This is a genomic window from Mycobacterium toneyamaense (assembly GCF_055384815.1).
The window spans coordinates 2,188,978-2,211,021 of record NZ_AP040333.1; the positions used below are offsets into that span (position 1 = coordinate 2,188,978).

17 protein-coding genes are annotated in these 22,044 nt (G+C 67.6%); 13 read left to right on the top strand and 4 right to left on the bottom strand.

Features of this window, described 5'->3' with window-relative positions:
• Positions 1-25: 25 nt before the first annotated feature.
• Genes ACZ5IQ_RS10600 through ACZ5IQ_RS10610 form a run of 3 tightly spaced genes read left to right on the top strand, consistent with a single transcriptional unit; the run spans position 26 to position 4,391 of the window.
• Complete coding sequence (locus ACZ5IQ_RS10600; RefSeq protein WP_464481215.1) at positions 26-2,764, top strand: molybdopterin-dependent oxidoreductase; 2,739 nt, start codon at positions 26-28, stop codon at positions 2,762-2,764.
• The gene (locus tag ACZ5IQ_RS10605) at positions 2,761-3,243 is read left to right on the top strand and encodes a nucleoside deaminase (RefSeq protein ID WP_061006423.1); all 483 of its coding nucleotides are present in this window, start codon (positions 2,761-2,763) and stop codon (positions 3,241-3,243) included. The genes ACZ5IQ_RS10600 and ACZ5IQ_RS10605 overlap by 4 nt, the downstream gene beginning before the upstream one ends.
• A 2-nt stretch (positions 3,244-3,245) precedes the next feature.
• A complete protein-coding gene (locus ACZ5IQ_RS10610) occupies positions 3,246-4,391 on the top strand; it encodes an XdhC family protein (RefSeq protein ID WP_061006422.1) in 1,146 nt (381 codons plus the stop codon).
• Here ACZ5IQ_RS10610 and ACZ5IQ_RS10615 read toward each other — a convergent pair.
• Positions 4,334-4,885 carry a nucleotidyltransferase family protein gene (locus ACZ5IQ_RS10615; RefSeq protein ID WP_061006421.1) on the bottom strand — a complete coding sequence of 184 codons (552 nt, stop codon included), beginning with the start codon at positions 4,883-4,885 and terminating at the stop codon, positions 4,334-4,336. The two genes, ACZ5IQ_RS10610 and ACZ5IQ_RS10615, sit on opposite strands and share 58 nt — an antisense overlap.
• Before the next feature lie 48 nt (positions 4,886-4,933).
• On the opposite strand from ACZ5IQ_RS10615, the gene ACZ5IQ_RS10620 reads away from it, so the two are divergent.
• From ACZ5IQ_RS10620 to ACZ5IQ_RS10635, 4 genes are read left to right on the top strand one after another with little or no spacing between them, the layout of a single operon-like run.
• Positions 4,934-5,512 (top strand): tRNA-specific adenosine deaminase, encoded by a 579-nt coding sequence (locus tag ACZ5IQ_RS10620; protein ID WP_061006420.1) that lies wholly within the window; start codon positions 4,934-4,936, stop codon positions 5,510-5,512.
• 20 nt (positions 5,513-5,532) lie between these two features.
• Positions 5,533-6,783, top strand: coding sequence for a cysteine--1-D-myo-inosityl 2-amino-2-deoxy-alpha-D-glucopyranoside ligase (gene mshC / locus ACZ5IQ_RS10625; RefSeq protein ID WP_464481216.1), 1,251 nt, complete (start codon positions 5,533-5,535; stop codon positions 6,781-6,783).
• 30 nt (positions 6,784-6,813) lie between these two features.
• A complete protein-coding gene (locus ACZ5IQ_RS10630; protein ID WP_464481217.1) occupies positions 6,814-7,689 on the top strand; it encodes an SDR family oxidoreductase in 876 nt (291 codons plus the stop codon).
• Positions 7,686-9,113, top strand: a complete 1,428-nt coding sequence (locus ACZ5IQ_RS10635) for a DUF1254 domain-containing protein (RefSeq protein WP_464481218.1) — start codon at positions 7,686-7,688, stop codon at positions 9,111-9,113. The genes ACZ5IQ_RS10630 and ACZ5IQ_RS10635 overlap by 4 nt, the downstream gene beginning before the upstream one ends.
• Positions 9,114-9,268: 155 nt before the next feature.
• On the opposite strand, the gene ACZ5IQ_RS10640 is transcribed toward ACZ5IQ_RS10635, so the two are convergent.
• Together ACZ5IQ_RS10640 and ACZ5IQ_RS10645 are read right to left on the bottom strand one after the other, a co-directional pair.
• Entirely contained in the window at positions 9,269-10,816 is a 1,548-nt protein-coding gene (locus ACZ5IQ_RS10640) for an IS1182 family transposase (RefSeq protein ID WP_061009594.1), read from the bottom strand.
• 64 nt (positions 10,817-10,880) lie between these two features.
• A complete protein-coding gene (locus tag ACZ5IQ_RS10645) occupies positions 10,881-11,738 on the bottom strand; it encodes a PAC2 family protein (protein ID WP_406776168.1) in 858 nt (285 codons plus the stop codon).
• A 265-nt stretch (positions 11,739-12,003) separates the two neighbouring features.
• Between ACZ5IQ_RS10645 and metH the strand changes: the two genes are divergently transcribed.
• The 4 genes from metH (at position 12,004) to ACZ5IQ_RS10665 (ending at position 19,169) form a co-directional block, all read left to right on the top strand.
• The gene (gene metH, locus ACZ5IQ_RS10650) at positions 12,004-15,768 is read left to right on the top strand and encodes a methionine synthase (RefSeq protein WP_061006063.1); all 3,765 of its coding nucleotides are present in this window, start codon (positions 12,004-12,006) and stop codon (positions 15,766-15,768) included.
• A gap of 5 nt (positions 15,769-15,773) precedes the next feature.
• On the top strand, positions 15,774-16,439 hold the full coding sequence (locus ACZ5IQ_RS10655; RefSeq protein WP_064857744.1) for an HAD family hydrolase: 666 nt from the start codon (positions 15,774-15,776) through the stop codon (positions 16,437-16,439).
• A 78-nt stretch (positions 16,440-16,517) separates the two neighbouring features.
• Positions 16,518-17,972, top strand: coding sequence for a sugar porter family MFS transporter (locus ACZ5IQ_RS10660; protein ID WP_406784999.1), 1,455 nt, complete (start codon positions 16,518-16,520; stop codon positions 17,970-17,972).
• 237 nt (positions 17,973-18,209) lie between these two features.
• A complete protein-coding gene (locus ACZ5IQ_RS10665; RefSeq protein WP_135357833.1) occupies positions 18,210-19,169 on the top strand; it encodes a hypothetical protein in 960 nt (319 codons plus the stop codon).
• A gap of 112 nt (positions 19,170-19,281) precedes the next feature.
• Here ACZ5IQ_RS10665 and ACZ5IQ_RS10670 read toward each other — a convergent pair whose 3' ends face one another.
• Positions 19,282-20,685 carry an HNH endonuclease signature motif containing protein gene (locus ACZ5IQ_RS10670; protein ID WP_464481219.1) on the bottom strand — a complete coding sequence of 468 codons (1,404 nt, stop codon included), beginning with the start codon at positions 20,683-20,685 and terminating at the stop codon, positions 19,282-19,284.
• A 161-nt stretch (positions 20,686-20,846) separates the two neighbouring features.
• On the opposite strand from ACZ5IQ_RS10670, the gene ACZ5IQ_RS10675 reads away from it, so the two are divergent.
• Both ACZ5IQ_RS10675 and hisG read left to right on the top strand, forming a co-directional pair.
• On the top strand, positions 20,847-21,128 hold the full coding sequence (locus tag ACZ5IQ_RS10675) for a phosphoribosyl-ATP diphosphatase (RefSeq protein ID WP_029105736.1): 282 nt from the start codon (positions 20,847-20,849) through the stop codon (positions 21,126-21,128).
• Positions 21,125-21,994 (top strand): ATP phosphoribosyltransferase, encoded by an 870-nt coding sequence (hisG, locus tag ACZ5IQ_RS10680; RefSeq protein WP_061007418.1) that lies wholly within the window; start codon positions 21,125-21,127, stop codon positions 21,992-21,994. Before ACZ5IQ_RS10675 ends, hisG begins: the two co-directional genes overlap by 4 nt.
• Positions 21,995-22,044: the final 50 nt, after the last annotated feature.

The window sequence follows — 22,044 nt, forward strand, 5'->3', positions numbered from 1 at the left end:
GGCGGCGACGCACCATGGCGTGCGTATGAGATTCGGTGTCAACGGCACGACCGTCGAAGTTGATGCGCGTCCGGGGCAGTGCCTGCGCACCCTGCTCCGGGAAACCGGACACCTCGACGTCAAGAAGGGCTGCGACGCCGGCGACTGCGGAGCGTGTGCGGTCATTCTCGACGGCGTACCGGTGCACTCCTGCATCTATCCCGCCGCCCGGATGGGCGGCCGTGCGGTCACCACGGTTGCCGGGCTCGCCGACGGCGACGATCTGCATCCGATGCAGCGTGCGTTCTGCGACAGCTTCGCCTTCCAGTGCGGCTTCTGCACCGCCGGGATGATCGTCACCGCGTCCACCCTCGAGCCCGACGACCTCGGTGATCTCGACCGGCGGATGAAGGGCAACCTGTGTCGTTGCACCGGCTACCGGCCCATTCGCGAGGCGATCCGGGCGGGGGTCACCGGCAGTGGCGACGGGGTGGCCCCGGCCGGCCCGGCCATCGGACAGTCGTTGCGGCCACCCGCCGGCCGGCGGATCGTCACCGGGTGCGAGCCCTACACATTCGACATCGATGTGCCTGGGCTGCTGCACATTTCGGTGCTGCGGTCACCCCATGCACACGCCCGGATCGTGGCAATCGATACCGAGGCCGCCGAGGAGGTGCCCGGCGTCGAAGTGATCCTCACGCATCTCAATGTCGCGACGCCGCGGTTTTCCACCGCGCGCCACGAGATCCGGACCGACGACCCCGACGACACCCTCGTGTTCGACCCGATCGTCCGCTTCATCGGACAACGGGTCGCCGCCGTGGTCGCCGACACGCTCGCGGCCGCGCAGGACGCGGCCCGCCGCATCGTGGTCGAGTACGAGGTGCTGCCCGCGGTGTTCGATCCGGAGGAGGCACGGTCGGCGGGCGCGCCGCTGTTGCATCCGGACCGGACGCTCGAAGACGGCGTCGCCGACGCGTCGCGCAATGTGATCGCGGCGATGCACGAGGGCTTTGGCGGTGACGTCGACGACGCCCTGGCGGACTCCGACGTCACGGTCGGCGGTACCTGGCGGACCGCGCGGGTCACGCACGCGCAGCTGGAGACCCACGGCACCATCGGCTGGTTGGACGACGACGGCCGGCTCACCTTACGCACCAGCTCACAGGTTCCGTTCCTCGTTCGGAAGGAACTGTGCCTTCTGCTCGATCTGCCCGAGGACCGGCTTCGCGTGTACACCGCGCGCGTCGGGGGCGGTTTCGGCGGCAAGCAGGAGATGTTCACCGAGGACCTCGTCGCGGTCGCCGTGCTGCGCACCGGGCGGCCTGTCGCGTACGAGATGTCGCGGACCGACGAGCTCACCGCGACCGCCCATCGCCATCCCATGCGCGTCGACGTCACGCTCGGCGCCCGCTCCGACGGCACATTGACCGCGATGAAGCTGGCCGTGCTGAGCGACGGCGGCGCCTACGGAAATCACTCGCCAGGCGTCATGTTCCACGGCTGTGCGGAGTCGGTGTCCGTCTACCGATGCCCCGTCAAGCGCGTCGACGCCGAGGCCGTCTACACCAACAATCCGCCGTCGGGCGCGTTCCGCGGATACGGGCTCGGTCAGGTGATCTTCGCCATCGAGAGCGCTCTCGATGAGCTGGCTCTGCAGCTGGGCATCGATCCCTTCACCATTCGCCGCACCAACATGGTGCGCGACGGCGACGACTTGCTGATCGCCCATCCCGAACCCGAACCGGACCTGATCTACGGCAGTTACGGACTCGACCAGTGCCTCGACCTGGTCGAACAGGCGCTGGCCGGTGCCGATGGCGAGACCGCCCCGGCGGGGGCCCAGTGGCGGACGGGGGAGGGCATCGCATTGTCGGCCATCGCGACGCTGGCTCCGCGGGGCCATTTCTCCTCGGTCAACGTCCGGCTCACTCCGAGCGGCGGCTACGAAGTCGGCATCGGGACGGTGGAATTCGGCAACGGAACCACGACGGTCCACACACAGATCGCCGCCACCGCACTGGCCACCACACCGGACCGCATCACGCTGCGCAACGGCGATACCGATGCCGCTGACTACGACACGGGCGCCTTCGCATCCGCGGGGACCACCGTTGCAGGCAAGGCGTTGTACGCCGCGGCGTCGGCCATGCGAGAACTGATGCTGGACACCGTCTTCCGGCTGACCGGCGAAGTCGGTGCGCTGGGTGAACACGGGGTGCAGGTCTCCACCGGGTTGGTGCGCTTCGGCGACATCATCGCGGCCGCGCCCGCGCAGTATCGGGTGGGCGACGGCCTCCAGACGACCGGAGCCGAAACGGGTGAACTGCGTTCGATCGCGTTCAACGTGCAGGGATTTCGCGTCGCGGTCAACACCGAGACCGGGACGGTCAGGATTCTGCAGTCGGTGCACGCCGCCGATGCCGGCGTCGTCGTCAACCCGGCCCAGTGCCGGGGCCAGGTGGAAGGCGGCGTCGCCCAGGGCATCGGCTCTGCGCTCTACGAAGAGATCATGATCGACGACGCGGGCCGGGTGACGACACCCACGTTCCGTGTGTACCGCGTGCCCCAGATGGCAGACATTCCGACGACGGAAGTGCTGTTCGCAGAGACCGCCGACGATCTCGGTCCCTACGGCGCGAAATCGATGAGCGAATCCCCGTACAACCCCGTGGCGCCCGCGCTTGCCAACGCGATTCGTCGCGCCCTCGGCGTGCGTCCATTCGAACTCCCCATGTCGAGGGATCGAGTCTGGCGGCTGGCTCAGGAAGGAACACCACGATGAACGTTTCCACCGGCATTGATCCCAAGTGGCTCACCGTCGCGATAGACCTGGCGACGGCCAATGTCGAAGCCGGCGGCGGGCCGTTCGGTGCGGTGGTCGTCGGTGCCGGTGAGCTGGTTTCGACCGGGCAGAACCGGGTGACGCAGAACCTTGATCCGACCGCACACGCCGAGGTGATGGCGATCCGCGCCGCCTGCCAGCAGGTCGGGAGCTTCAGCCTGGCGGGCCACACGCTCTACTCGTCGTGCGAACCCTGCCCGCTGTGCCTGTCCGCGGCGCTGTGGGCCAGGGTCGACCGGATCGTGTTCGCAGCGGACCGCCACGACGCGGCAGTCGGCGGATTCGACGACCGGGCGTTCTACGAATTGTTCGACAGGCCACGGGAACACTGGGAGGTCCCCGTCCAGCAGCACCGCTTGCACCACTCGTTCCTGCCGTTCGAGACGTGGATCGGCAACAGCAACCGGGTGCAGTACTGACCATGGACGTCATCGAGAATTTGTTGACCCGAATCGGGCTCGGGGAGTCGGTGGCGTTGTGCACCGTGGTCGCCGTCAGTGGATCCACGCCGCGCGGGCCGGGTACGTCGATGCTCGTGGCGGGTGACGGCAGCGTCGTCGGCTCCATCAGCGGCGGTTGCGTGGAGAGCGCGGTGTACGAGGTGGCTCTCGAGGTGCTGTCCTCGGGCGAGCCGAGGCTCGTCAGCTACGGCGCCGGCGATGAGTCGGTGTTCGCTGTCGGCCTGCTGTGCGGTGGAACGATCGATGTCTTCGTCGAGCGCGTCGGCCCGTCGAATGCCACCGAATTCGAGTTCGCTGTGAAAGCCGCCGACCGGGGTGAGACCGCTGTCCTGGCGACGCTGATCAGCGCCGGCGAGCCGGCCCGGTCAGGTGGCGGTCCCGGCGGACACCTGGCGATCGCCGACCGGTCGGTGAAGGGCAGCCTCGGCGTCGGCACGCTGGACGACGCGGTGGTGCGCGCTGCCGACTCGTTGACCACCAGCCGCACGCTGACCGGCCCCGACGGCGACGTCGTCTTCGCGCGCGTACTGGCGCCCCGGCCGCGGCTGATCGTCTTCGGTGCAACCGACTTCGTCGCCGCCGTTGCGCACGCGGCAGCATTCGTCGGCTACCGCGTGACGGTGTGCGATGCGCGACCGGTGTTCGCCACGAAGGACCGGTTCCCGATGGCCGACGAGGTCGTCGTGGACTGGCCCGATCGCTACCTCAGGCAACAGGCCGGTGCCGGGCTGATCGATGCGCGGACCGCGATCTGCGTGCTGACGCACGACGACCGCTTCGATGTGCCGCTACTGGAGGTCGCCCTGGCGCTGCCCGAGATCGGCTTCGTCGGCGCGATGGGTTCGCGCAGAACCCATGACGACCGGGTGGCACGGCTGCTCGAGCGGGGGATCGATGACAGCCAATTGGCTCGGCTGTCCTCTCCCATCGGGCTGGATCTGGGCGGACGAACTCCTGAAGAGATCGCCATCGCGGTCATCGCGGAGATCATCAGCCTGCGTGAAGGCGGAACAGGTCGTCCACTGGGGAACCGCGACGGCGAAGTCCGTCAGCGGGCGGGTGTGTCGGTATCTGTTCCCGTCGCCAGGTCCTCGCACGGAACATGAAGCACGCCAACGCTGTTCAGGTATTCGCGCGCGCCGTGGTCGCCGCGGGCGCTGGTGCGGATCCGGTCCCAATGACTGCGGCCGATCAGGACGGGGTGCCCGGGCGTGCCCGAGTAGGTCGCCCTGGCAAGCCGGTCCCGACTGGCCAGGGCACACAGACGCGAGACGACGTCCGGACCGACGTCCGGCAGATCCACGAGATGAATCAGCGCGGCCTCGCCGTCGATCGCCGCGAGTCCCGCACACAACGACGCCGCGACGCCTTCCTCCCATCCCGCAACCTCGACGATCGCCGCCGTGTCGGGCACGAGCGCTGCGGCGCGCTCATATTCGGCGCCGAGCGCGACGGCGACAGAGGCACAACCACCCGAGAACAACACGTCGACGGCGCGCTCAACTGCACCGGGCACCAAGGCTTTCGGCATGCCGAACCGGCGGCCCGCGCCTGCGGCCAACAACAACCCGGCGACCCGGGGATGATCAGGCGGCCCCATCGTGCGGACGATACCGGGCCGGCGTAACCACCGATGAGGAGTACTCGAATGGAGCTCGTCCCGAGACTGCTCGACGTGATCGAGTCCGACATCCTTCCGTTGACCGCGCAGGGCGTTGCCGCGGGCAACAAGGTCTTCGGGGCCGCGCTGCTGCGTAAGGCGGACCTGTCGTTGGTGCTGGCGGGCACCAACGCGGAAACGCGCAACCCCCTCTTTCACGGCGAGATCAATACGCTCAACCAGTTCTACGAGATCGCAGATCGCCCGGCGACGCATGACCTCCTGTTTCTGAGCACGCACGAGCCCTGCACCTTGTGCATGTCGGCGATCACCTGGGCCGGCTTCGACAATTACTACTATCTGTTCAGCCACGAGGATTCGCGTGACAGCTTCGCGATTCCGCATGATCTGCGAATCCTCAAAGAACTGTTCGGTCTGGATCCGGGCGGCTATCGACGGACCAACGCGTTCTGGACAGCGCACGGGATTCGCGAACTTGCCGATGCGCAGCCGGAACCGCGCCGCGGTGACCTGCACGATCGCATCGCGCGGATTGCACGGCGGTATCAAGAGCTTTCGCAGCGCTATCAGGAGTCGAAGCCGGGCAGCGGCATTCCACTGAGTTGACGACGGCTAAAGTCGACGTCATGCGATCGTGGCTGGCGCCCAGCGTCCCGAGCCTGCCGGGCCGGCCGAAACAGGCCGGCCCCGAACTCCGGCTCTACGACACCGCCGACCGTCAGGTCCGGCCGGTCTCGGCAGGCCCGAAGGCCACCATGTACGTCTGCGGTATCACGCCGTACGACGCCACCCATCTCGGGCACGCCGCCACCTATCTGACGTTCGATCTGGTGCACCGGTACTGGCTCGACGCCGGGCACGAGGTCCACTACGTGCAGAACGTCACCGATGTCGACGACCCGCTGTTCGAGCGGGCCGCCCGCGACGGCATCGACTGGCGCGCTCTCGGCGACCGCGAGACCGAGCTGTTCCGGCAGGACATGGCGGCGCTGCGGGTGCTCCCGCCGCACGACTACGTCGGCGCCATCGAGTCTGTCGCCGAGGTCGTCGAGCTCGTCGAGAAGCTGCTGGCCTCGGGCGCGGCGTACGTAATCGACGACGCCCAGTACCCCGACGTCTACTTCCGGGCCGACGCCACCACCCAGTTCGGCTACGAGTCGGGCTACGACCGCGACACCATGCTGGCGCTGTTCGGCGAACGCGGCGGCGACCCCGACCGCGCCGGCAAGGCCAGCCAGCTGGACGCTCTGCTGTGGCGGGTGCAGCGTCCCGGCGAGCCGAGTTGGCCGTCGCCGTTCGGCGCGGGCCGGCCGGGCTGGCACATCGAGTGCGCCGCCATCGCGCTGAACCGCGTCGGGCCGGGCCTGGACATCCAGGGCGGTGGCAGCGACCTGACCTTCCCGCACCACGAGTTCTCGGCCGCGCATGCCGAATCGGTAACGGGGGAGCGGCGTTTCGCCCGTCACTACGTGCACGGCGGCATGATCGGCTGGGACGGCCACAAGATGAGCAAGAGCCGCGGCAACCTGGTGCTGGTGTCGCAGCTGCGCGCCGACGGCGTCGACCCGGGCGCCATCCGGCTCGGTCTGATGGCCGGGCACTACCGCGCCGACCGCTTCTGGAGCCCCGAGGTCCTCAGCACCGCTCAGGTGCGGTTACAGCGCTGGCGGGCGGCCACCGCACTGCCCGCCGGGCCCGATGCCACCGATCTGCTCGCCCGGGTCCGCCGCTACCTGGCCGACGATCTCGACACCCCGAAAGTCCTTGCCGCCCTTGATGGCTGGTCGACGGACGCGCTCGAGTACGGGGGGCATGACGCCGCTGCGCCGCGGTTGGTGGCCGACACGGTCGACGCGCTGCTCGGGGTGACCCTCTAGTCACTTCGCCGTGGGGGTAGTTTTCCGACCATGTCTTCTGTGTACGGAAAAGTCGTCTTCATCACCGGTGGTGCTGCGGGGGTCGGGGCCGAGGTGGCCCGCCGGTTGCACCGCAAGGGCGCCAAGCTGGTGCTGACCGACGTCGACGCGGCGGCGCTGGACGCCACCGCCGCCACGCTCGGTGACGATGTCCTGACAGTGGTCGCCGACGTCCGTGATCTCTCGTCGATGCAGGCCGCCGCCGATGCAGCCGTTGAGCGCTTCGGCGGTATCGACGTGGTGATGGCGAACGCCGGTATCGCGACCTACGGCTCGGTGCTGCAGGTCGATCCCGAGGCCTTCAAACGGCTGCTCGACATCAACGTCCTCGGCGTTTTCCACACCGTGCGCGCCACACTGCCGTCGGTCATCGACCGCCGCGGCTACGTGCTGATCGTGTCGTCGCTGGCCGCCTACACCGCGGCGCCCGGCCTCGCGCCGTACAACGCCTCCAAGGCCGCTGTCGAGCACTTCGCCAACGCGCTGCGCCTCGAGGTCGGCTACCGCGGCGTCGACGTCGGCTCGGCGCACATGTCCTGGATCGACACCGCCATGGTGCGCGACACCAAGTCCGACCTGTCGACGTTCGCCGAGATGCTGACGAAGCTGCCGTGGCCCATCAGCAAGACCACGTCGGTCGACAAGTGCGGCGAGGCCTTCGTCGCCGGTATCGAGGGCCGCAAGACGCGGGTGAACTGCCCCGGCTGGGTCGGCGCGCTGCGCTGGCTGCGGCCGCTGCTGGCGACGCGTATCGGCGAGGTGCCGGTGGCCAAGTTCGTGCCCGATCTGCTGCCCCGCATGGACGCCGAGGTGGCCGCCCTGGGCCGCTCGTCGAGCGCGCACACCGAGCAGCTCGACAAGGGATGACGGTGCGGGTCGGCATCGTCTGGTTCTGCCTGGCCGCCCTGTTGCTGGCGGTCACCGGGTGTGCGGACGAGAAGTCGTCGAGCCCGTCCCCGTCGTCCCCGCCGACGCCGGAGCAGGTGCGCGCCATCGCGAAATCCGCGTACACGTACGGGTTTCCGATGGTCGACAACTACCGGGTCCAGTACTCGTACTTCGCCGACAAGGCCGGGCCCGAGTACAAGGGCGCCTGGAACCAGATCCACAACGTCGCGCGCGTCTTCACTCCCGAGGACAAGGCGATCCAGACGCCCAACTCGGACACGCCGTACTCGTTCCTGGGTGCCGACCTGCGCGCCGAGCCGCTGGTGCTGAGCGTGCCGGACGTCGAGCCGGGCCGGTACTACTCGCTGCAGTTCGTCGACGGTTATACCTACAACATCGCGTACGTCGGTAGCCGCGCCACGGGCAACGGCGCGGGCAAATACCTTCTGGCCGGGCCGAATTGGCACGGTGCGACGCCGCCGGGGGTCGAGCGGGTGATCCGCAGCTCGACCGAGCTGGCCTTCGTGCTGTACCGCACGCAGCTGTTCGGGCCGACGGACATCGAGAACGTCAAGAAGGTTCAGGCCGGTTACCAGGTGACGCCGTTGTCGGCGTTCCTGAAGCAGCCGCCGCCACCGCCGGCGCCGGCCATCGACTTCGTCGCTCCGCTGTCGGCGCAGGACGAGCGCACGTCGCCGAAGTTCTTCGAAATCCTCAACTTCGCAATGAAGTTCGCGCCGGTGCAGGCCGCCGAGGAAGTCATGTGGAAGCGCTTCGCCACCATCGGCATCGGTCCCGACGGCTCTTTCCGTGCCGACCAGCTGACGCCCGAGAACCGCAAGGCCGTGGCGGACGGGATGGCGGACGCCTGGGCCGCGTTCGACACGTTCAAGAAGGACAAGTTCGACACCGGCGAGGTGACGTCGGCCCAATTGTTCGGCACCGCAACGGATCTCAGGGGCAATTACCTGTACCGCATGGCCGGCGCGGTGCTCGGGATCTACGGCAACACTGCCGCCGAGGCGATCTATCCGAGTGCTGTCGCCGACAGCACCGGCGCGCCACTGACCGGCGCCAACAACTACACGCTGCGGTTCGCGCCCGGACAGCTGCCGCCCGTCAACGCCTTCTGGTCGGTGACCATGTACGAGATGCCGCAGAGCCTGCTGGTGGCCAACCCCGTCAACCGCTACCTGATCAACTCGGCGATGCTGCCGACCCTGATCAAGGACCCCGACGGCGGCATCACGCTGAACGTGCAGAACAGGTCGCCGGGACCGGCCCGCGAAGCCAACTGGCTGCCCGCACCCGCTGGGCCGTTCGTCATCGCGATGCGGCTGTACTGGCCCAAACCCGAAGCGCTCGACGGCACCTGGAAGGCCCCCAAGCCCGTCCGGGTCTAGGAGCCTGCTGAATAAGGCGGTTTTGGGGCGGGGTGCCTCAAGGCGCTCTGTGGCGCGTGTGTGTTGTGAGTCAGACCCGAGGGTCGACAATTCGAGGGTCACCCCGCCGCATTGAGCGTGGCATCTGGTGCCGCGGGTGGCAATGCCCGGTCGTGTCAGGCGATGGCCCAGTGGGTGCCGGTGTGGGTCAGGCCGAGGGTGATCAGCCGGCGCAAGTTGAGGGCGGCGGCGCGGTGGTGCAGCCAGTGGTCGTTTTTGATGGCGCCGCGGTAGCGGACTTTGCGGTTGCCGCGGGTCAGCCAGGCGATGGAGCGTTCCACCATGGGCCGGTGTTGGCGGTACTCGTCCCGCCACCGGGGAGTGCGCGCTGCTGCGCGGGCGGCACGTAGCAGCGGTTCATGCTCGCTGATAGTGAGGTTGCGTCCCCGTGACGCGGTGGTGCACTGGGCCCGTAATGGGCAAGTGCGGCAATGCTTCTCAAATCTCGCGCCACCTTTAGGTGCGATATTGACGGTGTGCCCAGCCGGGCAGGTCACGGTGCGGGCATCGAAATCGATAGCGAAGTCATCGCTGGTGAACCCGCCGGGCACCGGGGCCCGCAACGGCAGCGGTTTGATCACCGCGACATGCTTGAGTTCGGCGAGGGTGGCGCGGGCCGCGCCGGTGCCGTAGGCCGAATCACCGAGCACCCGCACCCCGGCCGGCTCCTCCTGCAGCAGGGCCAGCCCGACGACGGCTTCGTGGTTATCCGGGCCACTGGCTTTGGTCAGAGCGCAGTCGGTGATGATCCCGGTATCGGGTTCGATCGCGATATGGGCCTTGAAGCCGTCCTGCCGCCGGTGCACCGTCTTATGGGCGTGGCGGGCATCAGGATCCACGGTCGAGACGACCCGATCCGGAGCAACGTTCTGGGCGATGCGCCACTGCCCGTCGGTGCCATCAGAGCCTTCGACCGGTTCGACATCCTGCCCGGCGATCAACGCCAACAGCGCCACCGCCTCAGCGGCCCGCGGTCCCAGCTCCTGCTCGGGCAGATGCCCCAGGACCCGATGCGCGTCAGTAACCAGGGCGTCGATGAGCTGATCGCGGGCAGCCTTGTCGTTCCAGGCGATCGCCGGCTTACCCGGGTCGTGGTAATTGTGTGCCGTGCAATGAGTCTCGATCACCTCGGCGGCGCCGGGGACGTCGCGGCCCACGCGGCGGATCGCGGCGATCAACTGGGTCACGGTGTCCTGGGTGGCCACCGCGTCATCGAGGACCGTGGAATCCAATGCCCGCCGAGTCTTGCCCGCCAGTACCGCGGTCTGCGCGACCACCGTTCTGACCGCCTCGAAGATCCGGTTAGGGCGATCAGAGGCCGCCAGCCGGCGCCGCCAGTACGTCAGCGTGGTGGAGTGAAACGCCGGCGCGGTGACCGGCAGCCCGCACGCGGCTTTCCACCGCAGATCGAAGGTGACCGCATCCACCGTCTCGTTGTCGGAGAGCCCGTGCAGGGCCTGCAGCGTGATCACCGAGGCCATCACCTCGGCCGGCACGCTGGGTCGCCCCCGCCGTGACGGGAACAGATCAGCGAACATCTCCTCCGGGAACAGCTCGTGGCGATGAGCGGCCAGGAACGCAAACACGCTGTCGGGCTTCAGAAGATGCCCGGCAACCGATTCGGCATCCAACAACTCACGCTGATCATCAGAGCGACCCTGCACCCACCAATTATCAGCGAAATCCCAGGTCAACCCCGGCCGCCACACCGATTAATTCAGCAGACTCCTAGCGGCCGCGGCGCTTCAGGTACCGCTCGAACTCCGCCGCCAGCGCGTCGCCGTCGATCTTGCCGAGCGCCTCGTTCATGTCGACCTCGGCGTCGCCGCGTTCCTCGAGGGACTGCACGTACTCGGCGATCTCCTCGTCGTCGGCCGTCATCTCGGTCACCGACTGTTCCCACTCCTCGGCCTGCGCCGGCAGATCGCCGAGGGGCACCTCGACGTCGAGGGCGTCCTCGACGCGCCGCAGCAGCGCGACGGTGGCCTTGGGACACGGGGGCTGCGACACGTAGTGCGGTACCGCCGCCCAGAACGTGACGGCCGGGATGCCGGCCTGCACGCAGGCGTCCTGGAAGACGCCGGCGATGCCGGTCGGTCCCTCGTAGCGGGTCTCTTCGAGCCCGAAGAACTTGGCCGAGTCGGCCGAGTACGCCGCGCCGGACACCGGCACCGGGCGGGTGTGCGGGGTGTCGGCGAGCAGCGCGCCCAGGATGACGACGGTCTGCACGTTGAGTTTGTCCAGGATCGCCAGCAGCTCGGCGCAGAAGGTGCGCCAGCGCATGTTCGGTTCGACGCCGTGCATCAACACCACATCGCGATCCGAGCCCGGTGGGCGGCAGTGGGAGATGCTCATCGACGGCCACACCAGCTCGCGCGTGACGCCGTCGACCTGGCGGATGACGGGGCGATTCACCTGGTAGTCGTAGTAGCTCTCGTCGTCGATCTCGACGAGGTTCCGGGCCTCCCACATGGCATCGAGATGCTCGAGGGCGTCACTGGCGGCGTCTCCGGCGTCATTCCACCCCTCGAACGCCGCGACGACGACGGCATCGTGCAGTTCGGGCAGGTCAAGTCCCTGGGGCAGGGGCCGGTCGGACGGGCTCACAACGCCAGCGTAAGCCCTTCTCGGCGCCCGCGAGCGCTACCCCTGGGCGGGTCGGGCCGAGAAACCGGTTTGGTGACTCCACCTACCATGGTGATGTGACTGCACTGGACAATCGACTGTCCAACGTGGGCGTCCGAACGTCTGTCGGCTGACGACGTAGACTCTTTGGCGTCGAGAGGCGTTGCAACGGATCCGGGTTTTCCGGTGTCCGCCACGCTCGGCAGAGTTAAGGACGCCTTCCGCAATGGAAGGAACGCATGTGACTGCCGCCCCGGTGAAAACCTTCGCGCCGAACATCCGCCCGGACTGCACCGATGAACTCACGGCTGCGCTGGGCCGGCGGATCATGGTCATCGACGGCGCAATGGGGACGGCGATCCAGCGCGACCGGCCCGACGAGGCCGGCTACCGCGGCGAGCGGTTCAAGGACTGGCCGAGCGATCTGGTCGGCAACAACGACCTGCTCACGCTGACGCAGCCGCAGATCATCGAGGGCATCCACCGCGAATACCTCGAGGCGGGCGCCGACATCCTCGAGACCAACACGTTCAACGCGAACGCGGTCTCGCTCGCCGACTACGGCATGGAGGAGTTCGCCTACGAGCTGAACTACGCCGGCGCCGCCCTGGCCCGCCAGGCGGCCGACGAATTCAGCACCCCCGAGAAGCCGCGCTACGTCGCCGGCGCTCTGGGGCCGACGACGCGCACCGCGTCGATCTCGCCCGACGTCAACGACCCCGGCGCCCGCAACGTCTCCTACGACCAGCTGGTCGCTGCCTACCTCGAAGCCGCCAACGGCCTCGTCGACGGCGGCTCCGACATCCTGATCATCGAGACGATCTTCGACTCGCTCAACGCCAAGGCCGCGGTGTTCGCCGTCGAGACACTGTTCGAGGAGCGCGGCCGCCGCTGGCCGTTGATCATCTCCGGCACCATCACCGACGCGTCGGGCCGGACGTTGTCCGGACAGGTCACCGAGGCGTTCTGGAATGCGATCCGGCACGCCAAGCCGCTCGCGGTCGGCCTGAACTGCGCCCTCGGCGCGCCCGAGATGCGACCGTACATCGCCGAGGTGGCGCGTATCGCCGACACCTTCGTCTCCTGCTACCCGAATGCGGGTCTGCCCAATGCTTTTGGCGAGTACGACGAGTCCCCGGAGCGTCAGGCCGGCTACATCGAGGAGTTCGCCGAGGCCGGTCTGGTCAACCTGGTCGGCGGGTGCTGCGGCACCGCGCCGCCGCACATCGCCGAGATCGCCAAGGTCGTCGAGGGCAAGACACCCCGCGAGCTGCCGGAGATTCCGGTGGCGACCCGGCTGTCGGGTCTGGAGCCGCTCAACATCACCGAAGATTCGCTTTTCGTGAACATCGGTGAGCGCACCAACATCACCGGTTCCGCCCGGTTCCGCAACCTGATCAAGGCCGAGGACTACGACACCGCGCTGTCGGTCGCGCTGCAGCAGGTCGAGGTCGGTGCGCAGGTCATCGACATCAACATGGACGAAGGCATGATCGACGGCGTCGCCGCGATGGACCGCTTCACCAAGCTGATCGCGGCCGAGCCCGACATCAGCCGCGTCCCGGTGATGATCGACTCCTCCAAGTGGGAGGTCATCGAGGCGGGCCTGAAGAACGTGCAGGGCAAGCCGATCGTCAACTCGATCTCCATGAAGGAGGGCGAGGAGAAGTTCATCCGCGAGGCGCGGCTGTGCCGTAAGTACGGCGCCGCCGTCGTCGTGATGGCCTTCGACGAGCAGGGCCAGGCCGACAACCTGGAGCGCCGCAAGGAGATTTGTGGACGCGCGTACCGGATCCTGACCGAGGAGGTCGGCTTCCCGGCCGAGGACATCATCTTCGACCCGAACTGCTTCGCGCTGGCGACCGGCATCGAGGAGCACGCGACCTACGGCATCGACTTCATCGAGGCCTGCGCCTGGATCAAGGAGAACCTGCCGGGCGTCCACATCTCGGGCGGCATCTCGAACGTGTCGTTCTCGTTCCGCGGCAACAACCCGGTGCGCGAGGCGATCCACGCCGTGTTCCTGTTCCACGCCATCAAGGCGGGCCTGGACATGGGCATCGTCAACGCCGGTGCGCTGGTGCCGTACGACGAGATCGACCCCGAGTTGCGGGAGCGCATCGAGGACGTCGTGCTGAACCGGCGCGAGGACGCGGCCGAGCGGCTGCTGGAGATCGCCGAACGGTTCAACACCAAGGGCAAGGAAGAGGACCCGGTCGCGGCGCAGTGGCGCAGTCTGCCGGTCCGCGAGCGCATCACGCACGCCCTCGTCAAGGGCATCGACGCCCACGTCGACGACGACACCGAGGAACTGCGCGCCGAGATCGCCGCCGCCGGCGGGCGGCCCATCGAGGTGATCGAGGGCCCGCTGATGGACGGCATGAACGTCGTCGGTGACCTGTTCGGCGCGGGCAAGATGTTCCTGCCGCAGGTCGTGAAGTCGGCCCGCGTGATGAAGAAGGCCGTGGCGTACCTGCTGCCGTTCATCGAGGCGGAGAAGGCCGAGAATGGGACGGCTGACAGCAAGGACACCAACGGCACCATCGTGATGGCGACCGTGAAGGGCGACGTCCACGACATCGGCAAGAACATCGTCGGGGTTGTTCTGCAGTGCAACAACTTCGAGGTGATCGACCTCGGTGTGATGGTGCCCGCCCAGAAGATCCTGGACGCCGCCAAGGAGCACAACGCCGACATCATCGGGCTGTCCGGCCTGATCACGCCGTCACTCGACGAGATGGTGAACTTCGCCGTCGAGATGGAACGTGAAGGCCTGGAGATTCCGCTGCTGATCGGTGGTGCGACGACCTCGCGCGCCCACACGGCCGTGAAAATCTCGCCGCGCCGCAGCGGTCCGGTGGTCTGGGTCAAGGACGCGTCGCGGTCGGTGCCGGTGGCGGCCGCACTGCTCGACGACAAGCAGCGTCCCGCCCTGATGGAGGCCACGGAGAAGGACTACGCGGCCCTTCGCGAACGGCACTCGCAGAAGAACGAGCGGCCCATGCTGACGCTGGAGAAGGCGCGCGCAAACCGCACACCGATCGAGTGGGACGGCTACGCGCCGCCGGTGCCGGCCCAGGGCGTGGGCGTTCGCGAGTTCCTCGACTACGACCTCTCCGAGCTCCGTGAGTACATCGACTGGCAGCCGTTCTTCAACGCCTGGGAGATGAAGGGCAAGTTCCCCGACATCCTCAACAACCCGGCGTCGGGCGAGGCCGCGCGCAAGTTGTACGACGACGCCCAGGAGATGCTCGACACCCTGATCAAGGAGAAGTGGCTGCGCGCCAACGGCGTGATCGGTTTCTTCCCCGCCAACGCCGTCGGCGACGACATCGAGGTCTACACCGACGAGACCCGCACCGAGGTGCTGACCACGCTGCACAACCTGCGTCAGCAGGGCGAGCACCGCGACGGGATCCCGAACAAGTCGCTCGGTGACTTCATCGCGCCCAAGGACACCGGCCTGGCCGACTACGTCGGCGCCTTCGCGGTCACCGCGGGGCTCGGCAGCCAGGACAAGATCATGGAGTTCAAGGCCGCCCTCGACGACTACAGCGCCATCCTGCTGGAGTCGATCGCCGACCGGCTGGCCGAGGCGTTCGCCGAGCGGATGCACCAGCGGGTCCGTGAGGAGTTCTGGGGATACCGCCCCGACGAGCAGCTCGACAACGAGGCGCTCATCGGGGAGAAGTACGTCGGCATCCGCCCGGCGCCCGGTTACCCGGCCTGCCCCGAGCACACCGAGAAGACGACGCTGTTCTCTCTGCTGGACGTCACCGAACGGACCGGCATCGAGCTGACCGAGTCGATGGCGATGTGGCCCGGCGCCGCCGTCAGCGGCTGGTACTTCTCGCACCCGCAGTCGCAGTACTTCGTGGTCGGCCGCTTGGCCCAGGACCAGGTCGCCGACTACGCGCGGCGCAAGGGCTGGACCTTGAAGGAAGCCGAGCGCTGGCTCGCCCCCAACCTCGGCTACAACCCGGAGGACTGAGGTAGATGTTCAAAGCTGTCCTGTTCGACATGGACGGCACGCTCGTCGACTCCGAAAAGCTCTGGGACGTCGCGATGCACGCCTTTTATGCCCAGAAGGGCGGCGTGCTGACCGACGCGGTGCGGGAGACGACGGTCGGCGGCTCGGCGGAGAACGTCATGCGGATCGTCTACGACGACCTCGGCCTGGACCCGACGCCGGAGTCCATGGCCGAGTCCGCGGACTGGCTGCACGTCTACACCGGTGAGCTCTTCGAGCAGGGGCTACCCTGGCGTCCCGGCGCGCAGGAGTTGCTGGAAACCTTGGCCGCCAGCGGCATTCCGCTGGCGCTGGTGACCAACACCCGGCGCACGTTGACCGAGCAGGCGCTGAAAACCATTGGCAGCCACTACTTCACGGTCACCGTTTGCGGTGACGAGGTGCCCGACGGGAAGCCGCATCCGGCTCCGTACCTGCGGGCCGCAGAACTGCTGGGCGTTGCGGCGGAGGACTGTCTGGCGATCGAGGATTCAGTGACCGGCGCGCAATCGGCGGACGCCGCGGGCTGCGTCGTGCTGGTGGTGCCCAACGACGTCGCGGTGCCCGACGGACCACGCCGCCGGCACATCGAATCGCTGGCCGGGCTCGGGGTCGCCGACCTCCGTGACATCTACACCGAAATGTGTTCGTAGCCGCGAGTTCTGGTCCTGCAGCGGGCCCTGTTGTGCGATTGTTGACGCACCCCACGCAGCGCTGCGAAAGGACGTCCGATGTCCCATGGCCCGATCGGTGACGACACCACGGCGATCTTCGCCGACGAGGAGTTCGACTCCGGTCGCGGTGCGGTGCGCATAGCGTCGGTGGCGGCTCTCGGCGGTCTGCTGTTCGGCTATGACAGCGCCGTCATCAACGGTGCGGTGAAGTCGATCCAGATGCACTTCGCGATCGACGACCAGTCGTTGGGGATCGCCGTTGCCTCGGCGCTGCTCGGTGCGGCCGTCGGCGCCATGACGGCGGGGCGGCTGGCCGACCGCGCCGGCCGTCTCTCCGTGATGAAGCTGGCCGCGCTGCTGTTCCTGATCAGCGCCATCGGGGCCGGGCTGGCCTGGAACATCTGGGTGCTGGTGGCATTCCGGGTTGTCGGCGGCCTCGGCGTGGGCATCGCGTCGGTGATCGCTCCGGCCTACATCGCCGAAACGTCACCGGCGAGCATCCGCGGGCGCCTCGGATCGCTACAGCAGCTGGCCATCGTCAGCGGCATCTTCCTGTCGTTGGCGGTCGACGCACTGCTCGCGCATCTGGCCGGTGGGGCGAGCAACATCCTGTGGCTGGGGCAGGAGGCCTGGCGCTGGATGTTCATCCTGATGGCCATCCCGGCCATCGTGTACGGCCTGCTGGCCTTCACCATTCCCGAGTCGCCCCGGTATCTCGTTGCCACGCACCGGATTCCGGAAGCCCGCAAGGTGCTCACCACGTTGCTGGGGGAGAAGAACCTGGAGATCACGATCGGTCGCATCCAGCAGACGCTCGAGTCCGAACAGAAGCCCACGTGGCGCGACATGTGCCGGCCCGGGGGCGGACCGCTGAGCCTTTACGGCATCGTCTGGGTCGGTCTGGCGCTGTCGGTGTTCCAGCAGTTCGTCGGTATCAACGTGATCTTCTACTACTCGAACGTGCTGTGGGAGGCCGTCGGTTTCGATGAGAGCTCGTCGTTCCTCATCACCGTCATCACCTCGGTGGTGAACATCCTGACGACCGTGATCGCGATCATGCTGATCGACAAGATCGGCCGCAAGCCCCTGTTGCTCATCGGCTCGGCCGGTATGACGCTGACGCTGGCCACCATGGCAGTCATCTTCGGTACCGCCCCACAGGTGAACGGGGTGCCGCAACTCAGCGGCATGGAGGGGCCCGTCGCCCTCGTCGCCGCCAACCTGTTCGTGGTGGCATTCGGCATGTCGTGGGGGCCTGTGGTGTGGGTGCTGCTGGGGGAGATGTTCCCCAACCGCATCCGAGCCGCGGCGCTCGGACTGGCCGCGGCCGGCCAATGGGTCGCCAACTGGGCCATCACCGTCACCTTCCCCGAACTGCGCAGCACGCTCGGCGTCGCATACGGCTTCTACGCGCTGTGCGCGTTCCTGTCGCTGGTGTTCGTCGCCAAGTGGGTTCGCGAGACCAAAGGCGTTGCGCTCGAGGACATGCACGCCGAGTTGCTGGCAAAATGAGGCTGCCGGTTGCCCGGCAGCAGTGACTGGCTGATTTCACTGACTGACTCAATTCAGCGACGGACTGAATTCAGCCGCGCCCCGGAATCTCCGTCAGATGGCTGATGCCCATCCGTATTGACGTACGAGACAATTATCGGCGGTGAGCGTTGGTGCTGCCGTGGTTCTGACGCTCCTTCGTGGAAGGGGTGCGCAATGGTCAACGCCGGCTCTCGTTGTGTGGCTCGTCTGAACCGTATGGCTCGTCCGAACGGTGTGGCTCGTCTGAACGTCGGTGTCGCGGTCGCCACCGTCGCAATCGTGGTGCTCGGCTTTGTGGCCGCGGCCCCGCCGGTGCGTGGTGTCATGTTCGACGCCGGCGCCGTCCGGGTGGCGGCTGTGAATACCGCGATGTCGGCGCACTGGGCGGCGCTGGAGCAGTTCGTCGACACTCATGCCGACGTGGTGGCAGCCGCGGTGCGCGTGGTGGGCGGCGGCAGCTCGGGTGTCAGTGCTGCAGCCGCGACGACGCCGACGACCGGATCCCTCACGGCGCCAATGCCACTGGCGGCAACGGCACTACCCGCTCCGCAGCCGGCCGGGGCCGTCGCCGTCATCGAGCAGGCAATCGTGTCGGCGCTGTCGACGGCGTTCTTGACGTTGGCCCAGCCATTGGTCAGTACGCCTGAGCTGGCTGCTGTCTTCGGCCCGTTCGTGTTCTTGGGCATCATCCTGTACGGATTGGTCGTGGGTGTGCCCCTCACAATTTTCAACTCCATCGCTGCCCCGATACTCAACTTGCTGCCGTTCGCGGCGGTGCCGGCACCGGTGTCCGCGACGCCCACGCCGACGGCGGCCGTGTCGACCGGTCCTGTCGCGCCCACCGCGACCGTCTCCGACCCGGTGACGCCATCTCTCAAGGCGACACACTACGGGCGGGTGTCGCCGACGTTGCGGACATCGAAGCGCGCAGCGACGGCGTCGGATACGACCGGTGACGACGTGGCAGGGCAGTTCAAACCGACAGGGCGGCAGTCGGTGCGGCATGGGCCGATCACGGCTGCCGGCCAATCCCAGGATCGGAATGCCGGCGGCCAGAATGCCGGATCGCAGGCAGGCCTTTCGAAGGGAACCGGCAAGGCGGGGGCATCGCCGTCGCGTAGCTCGAAGCTGGGCCACGGCAGCCGGTCGGTTCGCGATCACAAGGGCAACTCCTAGGCGCGGTTCGTTTCGGCGTGGACGTAAGCGGCACGACGTAGGTGGCGGCGGCGCGTGCGGTACCGCCGCCGTGGTTGGTCGGCGTGGCCTTCCGGCGCCGTTGGGCGCCGGGTCAGCTTGTGGGACTGTCGCTTTCGCCGCCCTCGTCGCCACTCTCGGCCGGGTAGAGCGTCGGGTGGTGAGACTGGTTCGTCCTGGGTTGGCCGACGTCGAGTAGTGGTGGTGGGGTCCAGTGGGTGCGGCCGTCGGGGCCCATGGTGGTGCTCCAGCCTCCGGTGTCGACCAGGCGATTGTCGCGCCCGCACGCCAGGGTCATAGTGTCGACGTTGGTCAGGCCGTCATCGCGCCAGTTGGTGACGTGATGCGCCTGGCTGCGGGAGGCGGGGGCGGTGCAGTTCGGTCTGGTGCAGCCGTGGTCCCGGCCGAACAACGCCAACCGCTGCGCGGTGCTGGCGGTGCGGGCCGCCCGACCCAGATAGAGCGGTTGGCCGGTGTGCTCGTCGAAGACGGCGAGGTAGTTGTCTGAGCCTTGGGCGGCCATCCGGATCAAATCCCTGATCGGCAGTTTCGTGCCGGTGTGGGTGAGCGCCACCCCGGTGCGCTTCTCCAGGTCGGTGACGGTGCAGTTGGCGACCACCGCGACCGGGAACCCGTTGTGCACCCCCGAGGTCCCGGTGGCGAGCATCATCCGGCCCACGAACGTGAACGCGTCGTACTGGCGCTGCGCGAGGGTGCGGGTATCCGCATCGATCTGCTCTTGGGTCGGGGTACCCGAGTAGCAGGGCTGCGGATCGGCCGGGTTGCACATGCCCGGGGCGGCGTACCTGTCGAACAACACCTCCCAGTAGGCCCGCCCCTCCGGATCGAGTTGGGCGGTGACGTCGGTACGGCCGTCGGGCCGCTGCTTACCCATCACGAACGAGCGTTTGGGGTCGGGTTCGTCGTCGTCGGGTTCGGGCCCGTCCTGATCCAACTCGTACAAAAGTTTCTGCGCGGCGCGGCGCAAATCCTCGGGGGTTTTGACCCGAGCGTCGGCCACCAGATCCGCCTCACACTGGGCCATGGTGATCGGGTCGGCTGCCCACAGCGGCAGCTTGCCGAAGAACCAGGTGATCACCTGTACGTGCTCGGCATTGATCGCACCCTCTGCCAGGGCGGCGGCCACCAGTTCCCACACCGGGCCGAGCGCCTCCCCGGTAATCGCGGACCGCGGGCCCAGGTGGTCGCAGTCCCGTACCCGGCGGCGGGCTTCCTCCCGGCTGATCCGGTGCCGGACATGCAGCACCTCAGGCCAATCCTTCGCCCCGATCTCCTTGGCCGTCGCCCGCGTCTGCGCAGCAGCCAGGATCCGGTGATCGACCGCCTCGGCCGCGCACCTCAACGTTTCCCGTCGCGACTGCAACTCCAACAATGTCCGCACATCCAGGCCGGTGTAGTCCAGGGCTGCGAGCCGGGCCTGCGCAGACTCGTAGGCGGCGTAGGCCTCCTCGACGGCGGCTGGATCGGTCAATCCCATATTCGAACAATAGTTCGAAGGTCCGACAAGAAATGGCCTGGAATGTGACGCTAGTTACCCACTGTGACCAGTGCAAACAAAGTGACCAAAGTTTTTTCGGGACCCGCGGTAGCCCCGACATGTGACCCGAGGCAGCCACGTGCACGGCCCGTGCCCCCAGCGTGAAACAATTGCAGCCCGTGAAGACCTTCGATGCGCTATTCGCCGAGCTCAGTGAGCGAGCGAAGACCCGGCCGGCCGGCAGCGGCACCGTCGCGGCGTTGGACGCCGGGGTGCATCATCTGGGCAAGAAGATCATCGAAGAAGCCGGCGAAGTGTGGATCGCCGCGGAACACGAGAGCGATGACGAGCTGGCGGGCGAGATCAGTCAGCTCCTGTACTGGACGCAGGTATTGATGATCAAGCGCGGCCTGACCCTCGACGACGTGTACGGCAAGCTGTGACCGGCGCATCGTCCAACGGCCTCCTGCGCGTCGCCGTTCCGAACAAGGGCGCACTGAGTGAGTCGGCCGCCCACATCCTGTCCGAGGCCGGATACCGTCGCCGCACCGATCCGAAGGATCTGACGGTCGTCGACCCGGCGAACAAGGTCGAGTTCTTTTTCCTGCGGCCCAAGGACATTGCCATCTACGTGGGGTCCGGGCAGCTGGACTTCGGCATCACCGGTCGCGACCTCGCTGCCGAGTCGATGGCCCCCGTCAGCGAGCGGTTGGCCCTGGGTTTCGGATCCTCGACGTTCCGCTATGCCGCGCCAAAGGGACGGGACTGGACGGTCGCCGATCTGGCCGGCAAGCGCATCGCCAGCGCCTACCCGAACCTGGTGCGGAAAGACCTGTCCGACAAGGGGATCGAAGCCACCGTGATCCGCCTCGACGGCGCCGTGGAGATCTCGATCCAGCTCGGCGTGGCCGACGCCATCGCCGACGTCGTCGGATCCGGCCGCACTCTGGCGCTGCACAATTTGGTGGCCTTCGGTGAATCGCTGTGCGATTCGGAGGCGGTGCTGATCGAGCGCGCCGATGTCGCACCGGACCCGGCCCGCGACCAGCTCGCGGCCCGCATCCAGGGTGTGGTGTTCGGGCAGCAGTACCTGATGCTCGATTACGACTGCCCCCGCAGCGTTTTGGAGCAGGCAACGGCCATCACGCCGGGTCTCGAATCGCCGACCATCGCGCCCCTGGCTGACGCAGACTGGGTTGCGGTGCGTGCCCTGGTGCCGCGGCGGCAGGTCAACGCCATCATGGATGAGCTGGCGGCCATCGGGGCCAAGGCGATCCTGGCGTCCGATATCCGGTTCTGTCGCTTCTGACCCGTGCCGGTGTTAGCGTCCCCGTAAGGTCTGCATCCTGACGGAGGTCA

Excerpts from the sequence above, each read along its gene's own strand:
- ACZ5IQ_RS10600 (WP_464481215.1), top strand. The coding sequence starts at position 26 with ATGAGATTCGGTGTCAACGGCACGACCGTCGAAGTTGATGCGCGTCCG.
- ACZ5IQ_RS10605 (WP_061006423.1), top strand. The coding sequence starts at position 2,761 with ATGAACGTTTCCACCGGCATTGATCCCAAGTGGCTCACCGTCGCGATA.
- ACZ5IQ_RS10610 (WP_061006422.1), top strand. The coding sequence starts at position 3,246 with ATGGACGTCATCGAGAATTTGTTGACCCGAATCGGGCTCGGGGAGTCG.
- ACZ5IQ_RS10615 (WP_061006421.1), bottom strand. The coding sequence starts at position 4,885 with ATGGGGCCGCCTGATCATCCCCGGGTCGCCGGGTTGTTGTTGGCCGCA.
- ACZ5IQ_RS10620 (WP_061006420.1), top strand. The coding sequence starts at position 4,934 with ATGGAGCTCGTCCCGAGACTGCTCGACGTGATCGAGTCCGACATCCTT.
- mshC (WP_464481216.1), top strand. The coding sequence starts at position 5,533 with ATGCGATCGTGGCTGGCGCCCAGCGTCCCGAGCCTGCCGGGCCGGCCG.
- ACZ5IQ_RS10630 (WP_464481217.1), top strand. The coding sequence starts at position 6,814 with ATGTCTTCTGTGTACGGAAAAGTCGTCTTCATCACCGGTGGTGCTGCG.
- ACZ5IQ_RS10635 (WP_464481218.1), top strand. The coding sequence starts at position 7,686 with ATGACGGTGCGGGTCGGCATCGTCTGGTTCTGCCTGGCCGCCCTGTTG.
- metH (WP_061006063.1), top strand. The coding sequence starts at position 12,004 with ATGGAAGGAACGCATGTGACTGCCGCCCCGGTGAAAACCTTCGCGCCG.
- ACZ5IQ_RS10655 (WP_064857744.1), top strand. The coding sequence starts at position 15,774 with ATGTTCAAAGCTGTCCTGTTCGACATGGACGGCACGCTCGTCGACTCC.
- ACZ5IQ_RS10660 (WP_406784999.1), top strand. The coding sequence starts at position 16,518 with ATGTCCCATGGCCCGATCGGTGACGACACCACGGCGATCTTCGCCGAC.
- ACZ5IQ_RS10665 (WP_135357833.1), top strand. The coding sequence starts at position 18,210 with ATGGCTCGTCCGAACGGTGTGGCTCGTCTGAACGTCGGTGTCGCGGTC.
- ACZ5IQ_RS10670 (WP_464481219.1), bottom strand. The coding sequence starts at position 20,685 with ATGGGATTGACCGATCCAGCCGCCGTCGAGGAGGCCTACGCCGCCTAC.